Origin of the sequence: Rhabdothermincola sp. (genome assembly GCF_036846205.1) — a bacterium.
In the GTDB taxonomy this organism is placed as follows: Bacteria; Actinomycetota; Acidimicrobiia; order Acidimicrobiales; family Acidimicrobilacustridaceae; genus Rhabdothermincola.
In genome coordinates this window covers 1-16,150 of sequence record NZ_DAIUCK010000079.1, presented here as the reverse complement: position 1 = coordinate 16,150, position 16,150 = coordinate 1, and the positions used below count along the sequence as shown (strand labels likewise).

15 protein-coding genes and 1 pseudogene are annotated in these 16,150 nt (G+C 71.8%); 4 read left to right on the top strand and 12 right to left on the bottom strand.

Features of this window, described 5'->3' with window-relative positions:
- Positions 1-138: 138 nt before the first annotated feature.
- Positions 139-570 carry a globin domain-containing protein gene (locus V7004_RS11720; RefSeq protein WP_442968052.1) on the bottom strand — a complete coding sequence of 144 codons (432 nt, stop codon included), beginning with the start codon at positions 568-570 and terminating at the stop codon, positions 139-141.
- On the opposite strand from V7004_RS11720, the gene V7004_RS11715 reads away from it, so the two are divergent.
- From V7004_RS11715 to V7004_RS11700, 4 genes are read left to right on the top strand one after another with little or no spacing between them, the layout of a single operon-like run.
- The gene (locus V7004_RS11715) at positions 555-2,153 is read left to right on the top strand and encodes an acyl-CoA carboxylase subunit beta (protein ID WP_334144157.1); all 1,599 of its coding nucleotides are present in this window, start codon (positions 555-557) and stop codon (positions 2,151-2,153) included. The genes V7004_RS11720 and V7004_RS11715 overlap by 16 nt on opposite strands.
- Position 2,154: 1 nt before the next feature.
- A complete protein-coding gene (locus V7004_RS11710; protein ID WP_334144156.1) occupies positions 2,155-4,134 on the top strand; it encodes an acetyl/propionyl/methylcrotonyl-CoA carboxylase subunit alpha in 1,980 nt (659 codons plus the stop codon).
- Positions 4,131-5,945 carry an acyclic terpene utilization AtuA family protein gene (locus V7004_RS11705; RefSeq protein WP_334144155.1) on the top strand — a complete coding sequence of 605 codons (1,815 nt, stop codon included), beginning with the start codon at positions 4,131-4,133 and terminating at the stop codon, positions 5,943-5,945. The genes V7004_RS11710 and V7004_RS11705 overlap by 4 nt, the downstream gene beginning before the upstream one ends.
- A gap of 51 nt (positions 5,946-5,996) precedes the next feature.
- A complete protein-coding gene (locus V7004_RS11700; RefSeq protein WP_334144154.1) occupies positions 5,997-7,157 on the top strand; it encodes an acyl-CoA dehydrogenase family protein in 1,161 nt (386 codons plus the stop codon).
- A gap of 10 nt (positions 7,158-7,167) precedes the next feature.
- Here the strand turns inward: V7004_RS11700 and V7004_RS11695 are convergent, their stop codons facing one another.
- From V7004_RS11695 to V7004_RS11645, 11 genes and pseudogenes are all read right to left on the bottom strand, one after another.
- A complete protein-coding gene (locus V7004_RS11695; protein ID WP_334144153.1) occupies positions 7,168-7,677 on the bottom strand; it encodes a hypothetical protein in 510 nt (169 codons plus the stop codon).
- A gap of 18 nt (positions 7,678-7,695) precedes the next feature.
- Entirely contained in the window at positions 7,696-8,487 is a 792-nt protein-coding gene (gene trpA, locus V7004_RS11690) for a tryptophan synthase subunit alpha (RefSeq protein WP_334144152.1), read from the bottom strand.
- Positions 8,484-9,641: a tryptophan synthase subunit beta gene (gene trpB / locus V7004_RS11685; RefSeq protein ID WP_334144151.1), complete on the bottom strand. Its 1,158-nt coding sequence runs from the start codon at positions 9,639-9,641 to the stop codon at positions 8,484-8,486. Before trpB ends, trpA begins: the two co-directional genes overlap by 4 nt.
- Before the next feature lie 91 nt (positions 9,642-9,732).
- Entirely contained in the window at positions 9,733-10,419 is a 687-nt protein-coding gene (locus V7004_RS11680) for a phosphoribosylanthranilate isomerase (RefSeq protein ID WP_334144150.1), read from the bottom strand.
- Positions 10,420-10,477: 58 nt separating this feature from the next.
- Entirely contained in the window at positions 10,478-11,731 is a 1,254-nt protein-coding gene (locus V7004_RS11675; RefSeq protein ID WP_334144149.1) for a TrpB-like pyridoxal phosphate-dependent enzyme, read from the bottom strand.
- Positions 11,732-11,782: 51 nt separating this feature from the next.
- Positions 11,783-12,571: an indole-3-glycerol phosphate synthase TrpC gene (gene trpC / locus V7004_RS11670; RefSeq protein ID WP_334144148.1), complete on the bottom strand. Its 789-nt coding sequence runs from the start codon at positions 12,569-12,571 to the stop codon at positions 11,783-11,785.
- A 22-nt stretch (positions 12,572-12,593) separates the two neighbouring features.
- The gene (locus V7004_RS11665) at positions 12,594-13,121 is read right to left on the bottom strand and encodes a J domain-containing protein (RefSeq protein WP_334144147.1); all 528 of its coding nucleotides are present in this window, start codon (positions 13,119-13,121) and stop codon (positions 12,594-12,596) included.
- Complete coding sequence (gene ygfZ, locus V7004_RS11660; RefSeq protein WP_334144146.1) at positions 13,118-14,038, bottom strand: CAF17-like 4Fe-4S cluster assembly/insertion protein YgfZ; 921 nt, start codon at positions 14,036-14,038, stop codon at positions 13,118-13,120. The genes V7004_RS11665 and ygfZ overlap by 4 nt, the downstream gene beginning before the upstream one ends.
- Before the next feature lie 21 nt (positions 14,039-14,059).
- On the bottom strand, positions 14,060-15,574 hold the full coding sequence (gene trpE / locus V7004_RS11655; RefSeq protein WP_334144145.1) for an anthranilate synthase component I: 1,515 nt from the start codon (positions 15,572-15,574) through the stop codon (positions 14,060-14,062).
- A gap of 22 nt (positions 15,575-15,596) precedes the next feature.
- Positions 15,597-15,959: a phosphoribosyl-AMP cyclohydrolase gene (hisI, locus tag V7004_RS11650; RefSeq protein WP_334144144.1), complete on the bottom strand. Its 363-nt coding sequence runs from the start codon at positions 15,957-15,959 to the stop codon at positions 15,597-15,599.
- 18 nt (positions 15,960-15,977) lie between these two features.
- A pseudogene (locus V7004_RS11645) lies at positions 15,978-16,150 on the bottom strand (co-chaperone GroES); the annotation flags it as partial.

Here is a 16,150-nt window from a genome sequence, read left to right as displayed (position 1 = left end):
TCCTCCTCATGGCCCGGCACCGCCGGCAGGGGTGGAACCGGGCTGTTCGAGTCCGCTTCACGGGCCCCACCCGCAGACCAGCATGACCAACTCCGAGCCGCGAACGGTGGATTTACGCCGTGCACCCTCCGGGAGGGCTCACCCGGCGTGGTTGATCAGATGGCGAGCGGCTCGCCGGAAGTAGTCGAGCACCAGCACCTCGTCGTCGGGATCGAGCCCACCACCGCGCACCGCCGACTCCATGTGCAGGTACCACGCGGCCGCCTCGGCAGGACCGATGGCGAACGGCGCATGGCGCATGCGCAGCCGAGGGTGGCCCCGCTGTTGGCTGTAGGTGGCGGGCCCGCCCCAGTACTGGACGAGGAAGGCCGCCAGGTGCTCCCGTGACTCCCGCAGGTCTTCGGGGTAGAGCGGCCGCAGGACCGGATCGGTCGCCACCCCGGCGTAGAACCGCTCCACCAGCGCCTCGAACCAGGGCCGGCCCCCCACCCGCTCGTACAGGCTCCCGGCGACGGACTCCTCGCTCACGGGCGCGCACGGTAGCGTGCCGGCCGATGGAAGCCTCACCACCGACCACGATCGACCCGCGGTCGGAGGCGTTCCGCGCCAACCGGGAGGCGATGACGGCCCTGCTCGAGGAGGTGCGCGCCGCCGAGGCCCGGGTGCTCGCCGGCGGCGGCGAGCACTACGTCCGGCGCCACCGTCAGCGGGGCAAGCTGCTCGTGCGGGAGCGCATCGACCTGCTCGTGGACCGCGACAGCCCGTTCCTGGAACTGTCGGCGCTGGCCGGCTGGGGCACCGACGACCCCCTCGGCGGGGCGATGGTCACCGGCATCGGGCAGGTCGCCGGCGTCGAGTGCGTGATCAGTGCCAACGACCCGACGGTCAAGGGAGGCACCTCCTCCCCCACCACCATCGCCAAGTCCCTGCGAGCCCAGGAGATCGCGCTCCGCAACCGGCTGCCGATGGTCAACCTGACCGAGTCCGGTGGAGCCGACCTCCCCAGGCAGGCCGACGTCTTCGTCCCGGGCGGCGCCACCTTCAAGAACCTGACCCGCCTGTCGGCCGCCGGCATCCCGACGGTCACCCTGGTGTTCGGCTCGTCGACGGCCGGTGGGGCCTACGTGCCGGGCATGAGTGACTACACGGTTTTCGTGGAGGGAGGAGCCAAGGTGTTCCTGGGCGGGCCTCCCCTGGTGAAGATGGCCATCGACGAGGACGCCGACGAGGAGCAGCTCGGAGGGGCCGAGATGCACGCCCGGGTCTCCGGCCTGGCCGACTTCCTGGCCGCGGACGAGCACGACGCCCTCCGCCTGGGTCGCTCGATCGTTCGACGGTTGGGCTGGCGGAAGGCCGGTCCCCCACCGAGGGGTCCCGGCGCGCCGCCCTGCCTGGACCCCGAAGAGCTGCTCGGGATCGCGCCGGCGGACGTGCGGATTCCCTTCGACGCCCGGGAGGTGCTCTGGCGGGTGGTCGACGGCAGCCACTTCGACGAGTTCAAACCGCTCTACGGCAGCCAGCTCGTGTGCGGCTGGGCCGAGCTGTGGGGCTACCCCATCGGCATCCTGGCCAACAACGGCATCCTGTTCTCCGAGGAGTCGCAGAAAGGTGCGCAGTTCATCCAGCTGTGCAACCGCAGCGACACCCCGCTGCTGTTCGTGCAGAACATCACCGGGTTCATGGTGGGCACCCGCTACGAGCGTGGCGGGATCATCAAACACGGCTCGATGCTCATCAACGCCGTGTCGAACTCCCGGGTGCCTCACCTCACCCTGATGATCGGGGCCTCCTACGGCGCCGGCAACTACGGGATGTCCGGTCGGGCATTCGACCCCCGGTTCGTGTTCAGCTGGCCCAACCACCGCATCGCGGTGATGGGGCCGAAGCAGCTCGCGGGGGTGATGTCGATCGTCCAGCGGGCTGCAGCGACCCGCGCCGGTCGGGACTACGACGAGGACGCCGACCGCAGGATGCGGGCGACGATCGAAGACCAGATCGAGCGGGAATCGACCGCCCTGTTCGCCACCGGCCGCCTGTGGGACGACGGCATCATCGACCCCCGCGACACCCGCACCGTCCTGGGGATCGCCCTGTCCGCCACCCATTCCGCCCCCGTGCAGGGCGCGGAGGCCTTCGGCGTGTTCCGGATGTGAGATGAGCCGCATCGACACCCTGCTGATCGCCAACCGGGGCGAGATCGCCGTGCGCATCATCCGCGCCGCCCGGGGGCTGGGTATGCGCACCGTGGCCGTGTACGCCGAGCCGGACCGCGACGCCCTCCATGTCCGAGCCGCCGACGTGGCCGTCCCCCTCGGAGGCTCCTCGGCTGCGGAGTCCTACCTGGACGTCGACAAGATCCTGGCCGCGGCCGAGCGCACCGGCGCCAGCGCGGTGCACCCGGGCTACGGGTTCCTGGCGGAGCGCGCGCCCGCCGCGGCCGCGGTCGAGTCCGCGGGCCTCATCTGGGTCGGTCCCCACGTCGAGGCCATCCGGCTGATGGGCGACAAGCTGGAGGCCAAGCGGGTGGCTACGAGCGTCGGGGTCCCCACGCTGCCGAGCGCCGAGCTCACCGGCGACACGCCGTTCGTGCTCCACGAGCAGGCCGCAGCGGTCGGCTACCCGTTGCTGGTCAAGGCCGCCGCCGGCGGAGGGGGCAAGGGCATGCGGCTGGTCGAGACGCCGAACGCGCTGGCCGGCGCGGTGGCGACCGCTCGCCGGGAAGCACAGGCCTCGTTCGCCGACCAGCGGGTGTTCGCGGAGCGGTGGCTGGCCAGCCCGCGACACATCGAGGTGCAGGTGGTCGCCGACCGCCATGGTCACGTCGCCCATCTGGGTGAGCGGGAGTGCTCGATCCAACGCCGGCACCAGAAGCTCATCGAGGAGGCGCCTTCCCCCGCGGTCGACCCGGCGCTGCGCCGGCGGCTGGGGGAGGCCGCGTGCGCGTTGGCCCGGGCCATCGGCTACGACAGTGTGGGCACGGTCGAGCTGCTCGTGGACCCCGACACCGGCGAGTTCTTCTTCCTGGAGATGAACACCCGCCTCCAGGTCGAGCACCCCGTCACCGAGGAGGTCACCGGCATCGACCTGGTCGTGCTCCAGCTCCGGGCCGCCGAGGGTGAACCGGTGGCCCGTGATCTGCCGGACGCGGCCGCCGAGGGGCATGCCATCGAGGCCCGGGTGTACGCGGAGCGGCCGGGAGCCGACTGGCTGCCCACGTTCGGGACCCTTCATCGCTTCCGCTGCCCGGACGAGCTGGTCCGCTGCGATGCCGGCGTCGACGACGGGAGCGAGATCAGCACGTTCTACGACCCTTTGCTGGCCAAGGTGATCGCGCACGGCGCGACCCGCGACGAGGCGATCGGGCGACTGGTGCGGGCGTTGACCACCATGCAGATCCACGGGGTGGAGACCAACCGCGACCACCTGGTGGCCGTGCTCGAGGACGCCGACTTCCGCGCCGGGCGGACGCCGACCTCCTACGTCGAGGATCACCCGTTACTGCTCGATGCGTCCCCCGGGAAGCCGGTCCGCACCGCCCATGCCATCGCGGCCACCCTGGTCGGGCGCCACCGGAGGCGGCTGGCAGACGAGCACTGGGGGCACGCCTCCGGAGGATGGCGCAACGTCGACCGCGACCACCGCGAGGTGGTGGCGTTCGCCACCGGCGGGGCCACCCTCGAGATCACCTACCGGGTGCGTGCCGACGGATCCTTCACCGCCACGGTCGGCGACGAGACCCTCGAGGGGCGGCTCCTCGAGGTCAGCGCCGACCGCGTGCGGATGGAGATCGGTGCGGTGATGGTCACCTGTGCCGTCAACCAGGTGGGCCCCAGGATCTGGGTCAACTCTCCGGCCGGCCAGACCGAGCTGATCGAGCTCCCTCGGTTCCCCGAGAAGCGCACCGCCTCGGCCGCGTCCGGCCCCACCGCTCCGGTCCCGGGCCGGGTGGTGCGGGTGGAGGTGGAGGTCGGCTCGACGGTGACCGCCGGCCAGACGCTGGTGGTGCTCGAGGCCATGAAGGTGGAGCACCGCATCGCTGCGACTGCCGATGGGCGGGTGGCGGAGATCCTGGTGGACGAGGGAGCCAACGTCGATGCCCATCAGCTCCTGGTGCGAGTGGAGGAGCAACCATGACCGCAGGATCCGGTTCCCCACCCCGCGAGCCGCTTCGGGTCGCAAACTGCAGCGGCTTCTACGGCGATCGCCTCTCCGCCGCCCGGGAGATGGTCGATGGCGGCCCTATCGATGTGCTCACCGGTGACTGGCTGGCGGAGCTCACGATGCTCATCCTGGCCAAGGACCGGCTCAAGGACCCGGAGCGGGGCTTCGCCCGGACCTTTCTCATTCAGCTCGAGGAGGTGCTCGGCACGTGTCTGGACCGCGGCATCCGGGTGGTCACCAACGCCGGTGGCCTCAACCCGGCGGGCTGCGCGGGCGCGGTCGAGCGGCTCGCAACCAGGCTCGGGCTGGCGCCCCGGGTGGCCTACGTCGAAGGTGACGACCTCATGGGCCGACTCGACGAGCTGCGGGCCGCAGGCGTCGAGCTCACCAACCTCGACACGGGCGAGACACTCGAGGAGGTGGGGGCCGAGCCCATCACCGCCAACGCCTACCTCGGCGGGTTCGGCATCGCCGAGGCGCTGGCGAGAGGCGCCGACGTGGTGGTGACCGGTCGGGTCACCGACGCGGCCCTCGTCGTCGGGCCCGCCGCTGCCCACTTCGGCTGGTCACGCACGGACTGGGACGCCCTGGCCGGCGCGGTGGTGGCTGGGCACGTCATCGAGTGCGGCGCGCAGTGCACCGGTGGGAACTACGCGTTCTTCCAGGAGGTGCCGGGCATTGAACGCTGCGGCTTCCCGATCGCGGAGGTGCACCGGGACGGCTCCAGCGTCATCACCAAGCACCCCGGCACCGGTGGGCTGGTGTCGGTGGGCACGGTCACCGCTCAGCTCCTCTACGAGATCCAAGGGGTCCGTTACGCCAACCCCGACGTGGTGGTGCGCTTCGACACCATCAGGCTGGAGCAGGAGGGCCCGGACCGGGTGCGCATCTCGGGGGTGCGCGGGCTGCCGGCGCCGGCCCACACCAAGGTGGCGATCAACTACCTCGGCGGTCACCGCAACACCATGACCTTCGTGCTGACCGGTCTCGACATCGAGGAGAAGGCCGCGGTCGCGGAGCGCACCCTCTGGTCGCTCATCCCCGGCGGCAAGGCGTCATTCGATGCCGTCGACGTGCGGCTGGTGCGCACCGACCGGCCCGACCCGCGAACCAACGAGGACGCGCTGGCCCAGCTCCGGATCACCGTCATCGACCGCGACCCGGCGAAGGTGGGCCGCGCGTTCTCGAACAAGGTGATCGAGATGGTGCTGGCCAGCTACCCCGGTCTGTTCACCACCAGCCCGCCGTCGGAGGCCACCAGCTTCGGTGTCTACTGGCCCGCGCTGGTGCCCGCCGACCTGCCCCGGCACGAGGTGGTCGTCGAGGGCGAGCGAATCAGGATCGACCCGGTCCACCCACACCAATCGGCAGGCCCGCCGCCGGCGCCGGACGGCGATTCCGGGCTCACACCCCCACCGCTGACACTGAGCGGCGAAACGGTACACGCGCCCCTCGGGTTGGTCGCCGGTGCCCGCTCGGGAGACAAGGGCGGCAACGCCAACATCGGCGTCTGGGCTCGCCACCCCGACGTGTGGCCCTGGTTGACCCGCACGCTCACCGTCGACGCGCTGCGGCAGCTGATGCCCGCCGAGACCGGCGGCCTGGAGGTCGAGCGGGCCGAGCTGCCGAACCTGTATGCGCTGAACTTCGTGATCCGTGGCCTGCTGGGTCGCGGGGTCGCCGCCTCGACCCGTACCGATCCCCAGGCGAAGGGGCTCGGCGAGTACCTGCGGGCCAAGCTGCTCGACATCCCCATCGAGCTGCTGCCCGGCGAGGCCCGATGACCCTGGCCGCCTCGGCGCGCCAGGCCACCAGAACGAGAGGATGCGAGCCGCATGGTCGCCTTCACCGACGAGCACGAGATGTTCCGCCAGACGGTGCGCGACGTCGTCGAGCGGGAGATCAACCCCCACGCCGACGACTGGGAACGGGCGGGTTCCTTCCCCGCCCACGATCTGTTCCCGAAGCTCGGTGCGCTCGGGATCCTCGGCCTGGAGTACGACCCCGCCTACGGCGGCCAGGGCGCCGACCACCTGTTCACCGTGGTGTACGGCGAGGAGATGGGACGCTGCGAGACGGGCGGGGTGGCCATGGCGGTGAGCGTCCAGACCGACATGGCGACCCCGGCGCTGCACCGGTTCGGCAGCGAGGAGCTCAAGCGTCGCTACCTGGCGCCGGCCATCCGGGGGGAGATGGTGGCGGCGATCGCGGTGACCGAGCCCGACGCGGGCAGTGACGTGGCCGGCCTGCGCACCAGGGCCGTGCGTGACGGGGACGAGTGGGTGATCAACGGGACGAAGCTCTACATCACGAACGGCACGCAGGCCGATTGGCTCTGCCTGCTCGCTCGGACCTCGGACGAGGGCGGCCATCGGGGCATGAGCCAGATCATCGTGCCCACCTCGACCGAGGGGGTCACGGTGAGCCGCAAGCTCGACAAGCTCGGGCAGCGCTCCTCCGACACCGCCGAGCTGAGCTTCGTGGACGTGCGGGTCCCGGTCGACCACACGATCGGGACGATCGGCCGGGGCTTCCAGCAGCAGATGGCGCAGTTCCAGAACGAGCGGCTCATCGCGTCGTACATGGCCGCCGGCAACCTCGGCTTGGCGCTCGAGCGGACGATCGCCTACGTGCGGGAGCGCCAGGCGTTCGGTCGCTCGCTGGCGGACAACCAGTGGATCCAGTTCAAGCTGGCGGAGCTGGTCGCCGAGGTCGACCTGCTGCGTCACTACAACTATGCGTGCGCGCAGGCCATCGTCGACGGCGCCGACCAGCTCACCGTCACCAGGATGGCCTCGATCGCCAAGCTCAAGGCCGGCCGGCTGCAGCGGCAGGTGGCCGACACGTGCATCCAGTTCCACGGCGGCATCGGCTACATGGAGGAAACCTGGACGGCGCGCTACTTCCGCGACAGCCGGCTGCTGTCCATCGGGGGTGGCGCGGACGAGGTGATGCTGCGGATCCTCGCCCAGCTCGAGGGCATCGGGAGGGCGTAGACCGCCGGTCTCACCCGCCTCCGGGCTCGGCGCACCGGGCCCAGTACCTGGTGCGCTGCCCGGACCGGCTCAGCTCCTCGACCAGGCAGTGTGCGTCCGCCGAGGTCAAGCCGGCGTGCAGGCGGGTGGGCCGCCCCTGCCCATCATCGCTCCAGACCTCCCAGGCGGCGGGCGCCGGGTCACCCACGAGCTCGCGGTAGCGGGCGGGGTCGGTGTCTCGGAGCAGCTCGATCTCGGACAGCTCCACCGCCAGGTGGCGACGGGCGTGCTCGACCTCGTCGCCACCGAGGCGCACGGCCAGCCGCTCATCGAGCTGGTGCAGCTCGATGCCCATCACGAGACCGCACGGCCAGACCAGATCCCAGTAGAAGCACGGGTCTTCCGCCAAGGGCTCGCTCGCCTGGGTGGGTGGGCCGAGGCGCTCGAGGAGCCCGAGCTCGCTGGTGCGGGCCGTGAAGAGCGGCTCCTCGATCAGCTGGCCACGCGGGAAGGCGGAGAGCCTCCGCACCCCATCGCCCATGGCCCCCCACGATAGGGGTCAACCGCCGTCGAGTGCCCGGCGAATGCCGGCCACGAACGCGTGCGCCCCGCTCGGACCCTCCCCGTCGAGCAGGCGGCGCACCAGGGCCGAGCCGATCACCACCCCGTCGGCCTCCTGACAGACCTCGGCGGCCTGCGAGGCGTCGGAGACACCCACCCCGACCAGCACCGGCATGTCGGTGACGGCCTTCAGGCGGCGGGCGATGACCAGCGCGCTCGACGCCAGCGCGTCCCGCTCGCCGGTCACCCCGAGCAGGCCCACCGCGTACACGAACCCCCGGGCCCGACCGCAGATGCGGGGCAGGCGCTCGTCGGGAGCGGTGGGGGCGGCGAGCATCACCGTCTCGACCCCGGCCTCGTCGGCCACGGCCGCCCACGGACCGACCTCCTCGAGTGGCAGGTCGGGGAGGATCGCGGCGGCGACACCGGCGTCGACGAGCGAGCTGGCGAAGCGCTCGTGACCCATGCGGAAGCAGATGTTGTAGTAGGTCATCACCGCCAGCGGCACCCCGGCGTCCACGTCGCGCAGGGTGTCGAGCACCGACGCAGGGGTCGTGCCCCGCCGGAGGGCCTGCTCGCTGGCCGCCTGGATCACCGGGCCGTCCATGACCGGGTCCGAGAACGGCACCCCGATCTCGATCGCGTCCGCTCCGGCGTCGGCGACCGCCCGCACGACATCGGGCCACTCCGGTCCCAGCCCGCCCGTCACGTAGGGGACGAGGAGCTTGCGACCCTCGTCGCGGCGCTCACGGAGGGCGACCTCGAGCCTGCCGACCGGCACGGCCGTCATCCCAGGATGTCCATCATCTGGGCGACGTCCTTGTCACCCCGACCGGAGAGGTTCACCAGCACCGTGCGACCCGCGAGCCGTCCACGGTCGCGACTGACCCAGGCCAGCGCGTGCGCCGGCTCCAACGCGGGGATGATCCCCTCGGTTCGCGACAACAACTGGAACGCGTCGATCACCTCCGCGTCGGTGACCTGCTCGTAACGGGCCCGGCCTATGGCCGCCAGGTGGGAGTGCTCGGGCCCGACCCCGGGGTAGTCGAGACCGGCGGAGATGGACTGGGCTTCGAGCACCTGCCCCCACTCGTCCTGCAGCAGGTACGACTTCATGCCGTGGACCACCCCGGGCACGCCCCGGCCGACGGCCGCTCCACCGGCGGGCTCCACGCCCACCAGCTCGGCATCGGTGTCGACGAAGCCGGAGAAGATGCCGATGGCGTTGGAGCCCCCACCGACACAGGCGGTGACCACGTCGGGGTCAGCACCGGCGAGTACCTGGCGAGCCTGTGCTCTCGCCTCGTCACCGATGACCCGGTGCAGCTCCCGGACCATCCACGGGTAGGGATGCGGGCCCATCACCGAGCCCAGGCAGTAGTGCGTCGTCTCGACAGTGGCCACCCAGTCGCGCATCGCGTCGTTCACCGCATCCTTCAGGGTGCGGCTGCCGGACACCGCGGGGACCACCTCGGCGCCGAGCAGGCGCATCCGGAACACGTTGAGCGCCTGGCGCTGCATGTCGACCTCGCCCATGTACACCGTGCACGCCATGCCGAGCAGCGCCGCCGCGGTGGCGGTGGCCACGCCGTGCTGGCCGGCACCGGTCTCGGCCACCAGACGGGTCTTGCCCATCCGCCGGGCCAGCAACGCCTGGCCGAGCACGTTGTTGATCTTGTGGGAGCCGGTGTGGTTGAGGTCTTCCCGCTTGAGGAGCACGCGCACCCCCAGCTCCGCGGAGAGCCGCTCGCACTCGGTCAAAGGCGAGGGCCGGCCCGCGTAGTCGCGCAGCAGCGCGTCGAGCTCGCTCCGGAAGGACGGGTCGGCCCACGCCGATCGGAACGCCTGCTCGAGCTCCTCGCAGGCCGGGACCAGGGTCTCGGGGACGAAGCGCCCGCCGAACTCGCCGAACCGGCCAGAGGCGTCGGGTGGACCGAGAGGCATGAGGGTCGAGGCTACGCGGGCCGCTCCCGCCGCGGTAGCCGAAGCGCACCCCTCCACCGGCCGGCGAGGTGCGACGATGCCGCGTCCAGACTCAACCGGCGAAGGTGTCCTCTTCCCAGTCGTAGGGCTGGACCTCGTCACCCGCACCGATGTCGATCACCGGCGCCGGGCCGTCGTCCTCGGACCCCTTGGCGGCGTTGACGAACCGCATCACGGCCAGCGCGTCCTTGTGGCCCGGCGAGGACTCGACCCCGCTGGCCACATCGACACCCCACGGATGGAACCGGCTGATGGCCTCCGCCACGTTGTCCGGAGTCAGGCCACCAGCCACGATGATGCGCTTGTGCAACGGCAGGTGCTCGGCGACAGACCAGTCGAAGACCTTGCCGGAGCCCGGATCGGCCGAATCGACGAGGAGCGCGTCCACGTCGTAGTCGCCCATGCGGTCGAACATGCGGTCACCGGCGGCGAAGGCCTTGATGACGAACGGCACCCGCCGGCGGACCCACTCGGCCTCCGCGGGTGACTCGTGCCCGTGGAGCTGGGCGCCACGCAACCCGATCTGGTTGACGATCTCCACCACCTGCTGGGAGGACTGGTCGCGGAACACGCCCACCGTGAGCACCTCGTGCGGCAGGCGTCGCACGATGTCCCGGGCCGCCGCCGGCGCGATCTGCCTGGGAGAGGGCGCGAACACGAAGCCGAGGGCGTCGGCGCCCATGGCCACCGCCAGCAGCGCATCCTCCTCGTTCGTGATGCCACAGATCTTCACGAACACACGAGCACGGTACCAACGCCCACCCCGCGACCGGCGGCAATCCCGAGGTGGACCAAGCTCAGGCGTCGACCAGGCGGCCGTTGAGGAAGTCGTCGTAGGCGGACAGGTCGAGGTGCCCGTGACCGGAGTAGTTGAACAGGATGACCCGCTCCTCGCCGGCCTCCTTCGCGGCGAGCGCCTCGTCCACGACCGCCCGGATGGCATGCGCGGTCTCCGGCGCGGGGATCTTCCCCTCGGTGCGGGCGAACTGCACCGCGGCCTCGAAGACCTTGCCCTGCGGATAGGCGACGGCCTCCATGCGACCGTCCCGGACCAGCTTGGAGACGATCGGCGAGTCGCCGTGGTACCGCAGGCCCCCGGCGTGGATGCTCGGGGGCATGAAGTCGTGTCCCAGCGTGTACATCGGAAGCAGTGGGGTCATGCCGGCCACGTCCCCGAAGTCGTAGTCGAACGATCCTTCGGTCAGCGTCGGGCACGATGCCGGCTCCACCGCGACCAGCCGCACCCCCTCGTCCGGGACGAACGGGAACGTGATCCCACCCAGGTTGGACCCGCCGCCGCACGACCCGAGCACGACATCGGGGCGCTCCTCGCCCGCCAGCGCGAGCTGCTCTTTGGCCTCGAGGCCGATGATCGTCTGGTGCAACAGGACGTGGTTGAGCACCGAGCCCAGCGCGTAGTGGCTGTCGTCGCGTCCCGCGGCGTCGCGCACCGCGTCGCTGATGGCCGCTCCGAGAGAGCCGGGGTTGGCCTCGTCGTCCACCGGTGAGGGCACGACGTTGCCGCCCCAGATCTCCATCATCACCCGCCGGTAGGGCTTCTGCTGGTAGGAGGCCCGCACCATGTAGACCATGCACTCGAGGTCGAACTGGGCGCAGGCGAACGACAACGACGACCCCCACTGACCGGCGCCGGTCTCCGTCGTCAGCCGGCTCACGCCTTCTTGCTTGTTGTAGAAGGCTTGCGGCACCGCCGTGTTCGGCTTGTGTGATCCGGCCGGCGAGACCGACTCGTCCTTGAAGTAGATGCGGGCCGGCGTGCCCAGCGCGGCCTCGAGCTTCTCCGCCCGCACCAGCGGCGTGGGGCGCCACAGCTTGAGGATGTCGAGGACCTCACCGGGGATGTCGATCCACGGCTCGGTGGACATCTCCTGCGCGATGAGCGCCATGGGGAACAGCGGGGCCAGGTCGTCGGGGCCCACCGGCTCCCGGGTTGCCGGGTGCAGGGGCGGCTGGAGCGGTTCAGCCAGCCGCGGTAGGAGGTTGAACCACGCGGTCGGGAGCTGGTCGGTCGTCAGGTCGAATCGCGCCATGCGGGCCTCCGTCGATCGGGATGGTCGCGGCGAGCCATCCGCGTGCGCGGATCATACGGCCCGCCGCAGGGCGGCGACGGCGCCCGCCGGATCGCCCGAACGCACGAGGGACTCCCCCACCAGCACCGCGTGGTAGCCCGCGCCACGCAAGATCGCGGCGTCAGCAGGACCGGTGATGCCCGACTCCGCCACCCGGACCACCTCCCCGGGCAGGAGCCCTGCCAGCCGCACGGCTCGTTCGGTGTCCACCTCGAAGGTGACCAGGTCCCGCTGGTTGACCCCCATCAGGTCGGCGCCAGCAGCCAGGGCTCGGTCGAGCTCCGCCTCGTCGTGGACCTCCACCAGCACGTCCAGGTCGAGATCCCGGGCCAGGCGGCACAGGCGAGCCAGCTCGCTGTCGCTGAGTGCGGCCACGATCAGCAGCACGCAGTCCGCCCCCATGAGCCGCGCGTCGCAGACGTCGCGCTCGCACACGGTGAAGTCCTTGCGCAACACGGGCCGTGAGCAGGCCGCCCGGGCCGCTCGCAGGTCGTCGGCCGAGCCTCCGAAGAACTCGTGGTCGGTGAGCACCGACAGGCAGGCCGCGCCCCCCTGCTCGTACCGGCGGGCCAGCTCGGCAGGATCCAGCCCGGGGCACAGGTCCCCCTTGGACGGTGAGCGGCGCTTCACCTCGGCGATCACCGCCAGCTCGTTCCGGGCCGTCTCCACGAGCGCGGCCCGGAACCCCCGAGGCTCGGGCGCGGCGGCGGCCCGGGCGACGAGCTCGTCGAGTGGCCGGTCGTCGGCCGCCGCGGCCGCGCGGTGCGCGGCCAGGATCCGGTCGAGGTAGGTGCCCGTCACGGCCGGCGAGCCTACCGGGGCCTCAGTCGCGCTCGGCCCGGTAGCTGCGGGCCACCGCCAGGGCGGGCGCCGCGGCGAAGGCGATCCAGCCCAGCACGAAGCCGATGGCGCCGACCGCCAGCAGGGGCGCGAAACCGGCCACCAGGCCGCTCACCACGCCGAGCAGGCCGATGACCCACAGCGCCGCGGGGAGCACCTGCAGCCAGCGCGGGATGCTCGCTCCCACCACCGGCGTCTCGTCGAGCAGCGCGGCGTAGTCGGTGTCGTCGTCCACCACCGGCACGAAACCCGGGCTCGGCCCGCCCCGGGGCCCCGCGGCGCGCGGGACGCGCCGACGCTGCTCGTCGTAGGCCCGGCGGCGGCGCTCGTCGCCGACGATCGCCCACGCGGCGTTGATGCGGCGCATGCGCTCCTCGGCCGCGTGGCGCTCGCCGTGAGGGTGCAGGTCCGGGTGGGCATCGCGGGCCAGGCCCAGGTAGGCGCGGCGGATCTCCTCCATCGATGCCGTCGGTGCCACGCCGAGCACCTCGTAGGGCGACGGGTCGCTCACCCCACCACCAGCGGCAGCGACCGGATCGAGCCCGGCAGCTCCCGACCGTCCCATCGCACGAATGCCTCGGCGGGTGGTTCGACCGCCCGCCCCACGTAGCCCAGCGCCACCACACCGCCCGTGCGCGGCGAGGGGGTCGCACTGGTGATCCGCCCCACCTCCCGGGCCTCGACGACGACCGCCGCCCCTGGCGGGGGCAGCTCCGACCCCTGGAGCTCGAGGCCCCGCAGGTACCGCGGGACGTGGCTGCCCCTGGCGTCGATGCGCGCCACCAGCTCCTGGCCGGTGTAGCAGCCCTTGGTGAAGCTGACCGAGGACTCCACCACCCAGGCCCCCGCTTCCGCCGGGATCGTGCGCTCGCCGAGCTCGGCTCCCATCCGCGGCACCCCTGCTTCGACCCGGGCGACCTCCAGCACGGTGGCCGGCACCTCCGGAACCCCGTCGGGGACCCGCACCGCCGGCCCGACCAGATCGGCTCCCGCCAGCCCCGGCCAGTCGGCGGGGAGGATCAGCTCCGCGCCGGCGGACCCGAGGTCGACCCCGCTCAGCCCCGGCCCTCGGAGCGCCACCCAGCTCCACCCCTCGATCGGCTCGATCTCGACCTTCACCCGGAGCTTGAACCGCTCGAGGCGCTCCAGCACCGCCTGGCCCCAACCGGCGTCGACATCGAGGACGAAACGGTCGGCACCGAGCCGGGCGATCCGCAACCACGCCACCACCTTGCCGTCGGGTCGGAGCAGGAAGGACCACGACGGCCCGACCACGGCGAGGGTGGAGACGTCCTGGCTGAGCTGGCCCTGCAAGAACGTGTCCGCGTCGGACCCCGACACCAGCAGCAGGTCACGCTCGATGGGCACCGCGGCCACGTCGGCCCGCATGGCGTGGTAGCCGTGGGCGATCGGGCCGGAACTGGTCATGGCGCCAGTCTGCCGTGACGGTCAGGCGCCGGCGCGCGCGGCCCGCATCCGCCGGGCGCCGGGGACCGCGGACAGCAGGGCCCGAGCCTTGTTGTGGCACTCGAGGTCCTCCTGCTCGGGGATGCTGTCGGCCACGATGCCTGCCCCGGCCTGCACGCTCGCCCGGCCGTCCGGTGCGACGACCAGCGTCCGGATGGCGATGGCGGTGTCGACGGTGCCGGAGAAGTCCAGGTAGCCGACCACCCCGGCGTACGGCCCGCGCTTGGTGGGTTCGAGTTCGTCGATGATCTGCATCGCCCGCACCTTCGGCGCCCCCGACACCGTGCCGGCGGGCAGCGTGGCCCGGAGCACGTCGATCGGGGTGCGCCCAGGGGCCAGCTCGCCCGAGACCTGGGAGGTCAGGTGCATGACGTGGCTGTAGCGCTCCAGCGTCATCATCTCGTCCACCCGCTCGGTGCCGAAGCGCACCACCCGGCCGACGTCGTTGCGGGCCAGGTCGACCAGCATGACGTGCTCCGCCACCTCCTTGGGGTGCTCCCGCAGCTCGGCACCCAGCCGGCGATCCTCCTCGTCGGTGCGGCCTCGCCGCCGGGTGCCGGCGATCGGGCGGGAGATGACCCGGCCGTCCACCAGCCGCACCATCGGCTCGGGGGACGAACCCACCAGTGTCAGCTCCGGCATCCGCACGAAGTACATGTACGGGCTGGGGTTCACCTGGCGCAGCACCCGGTAGTAGTCGAACGGATCGGCGTCCAGGTCGAAGTCGAACCGCTGTGAGAGCACCACCTGGAAGATGTCCCCGTCGAGGATGTGCTCCTTGGCCACCTCCACGGCGCGCCGGTACCGCTCAGCGCCCATCGAGGAGCGCACCTCCGGCAGCGGGCCGTCGAGATCAGGAGGCTCCATGACCGGCTCGGGCAGCGGGGTGGCCCCGTCGAGCGCGAGCCGCTCCACACCCGCCACCGCCTGGTCGTAGATCCGGTCGAGGTCGGCGGCGGTGGCCCCTGCCGGGATGAACGCGTTGGCGATCAAGGTCACCCGCTGGCGGAAGTGGTCGAAGGCCGCGAGCTCACCGATGGTCGCCATCACGGCGTCGGGATGGCCGAGGTCGTCGAAAGGCACGTGGGGGAGGTGCTCCACCTCCCGGACCACGTCGTAGCCGAGGTAGCCGACCAGCCCGCCGTGCAACGGCGGCAGGTTCTCCAGCGCCGGCGACCGGTAGCGCGCCAGCAGGTCCTCGACCGCGGCGAGGATGCCCCGGTCGAGCGGGACCCCCTCGGGGACGGAGCCTCGCACCTCCACCTGCCGCCCTCGCGCCACGAGGGTGGCGGCCGCCCGGCGACCGACGAAGGACCACCGGCTCCAGCGCTCGCCGTGCTCGACGGACTCGAACAGGAACCCCGGCTCGCCGTCACGGGTGAGCCGGGCGAACGCCGCCACCGGCGTGATCAGATCGGCGAGGACCTCCCGCCACACGGGCACGACGGTGTAGTCACGCGCCAGCGCGTGGAAGTCCTCTCGGCTCGGCGCCACCATGGCCCGCGTCCTGCCTGCCGGGTCAACCGTCCGAGCCGAAGGCCCGGAAGAAGCAGGAGTACTCACCGGTGTGGCAGGCACCCTTGCCTTCCTGCTCGACCACGAACAGCAGCGTGTCGCCGTCGCAGTCGTAGTACGCCTCGCGCACGTACTGGCGGTCACCCGAGGTCTCGCCCTTGCACCAGTACTCCTGGCGCGACCGGCTCCAGAACCACGTCCGCCCGGTCTCGAGGGTCCTGGCGAGGGACTCGGCGTTCATCCAGGCCATCATGAGCACCCGCCCGGTGCCCTGCTCCTGCACGATGGCCGGCACCAGCCCGTCGGCGTCGTAGCGGATGGCGGCGAGCTGCTCGGAGGTGGCGGAGATCGGGGTGGTGACCGGCATGACCGACAAGCCTAGAGGTCAGAGATAGAGGCCGGTGCTGCCTTCTTCGAGCCGCCTGGCAGCCACCGCGTGCACGTCACGCTCCCGGAGGATGATGTAGTCCTCGCCGCGCACCTCGACCTCGTAGCGGTCCTCGGGGTTGAAGAGCACCTGGTCGCCGGACTCCATGTTGCGGACGTTGGGCCCGACCG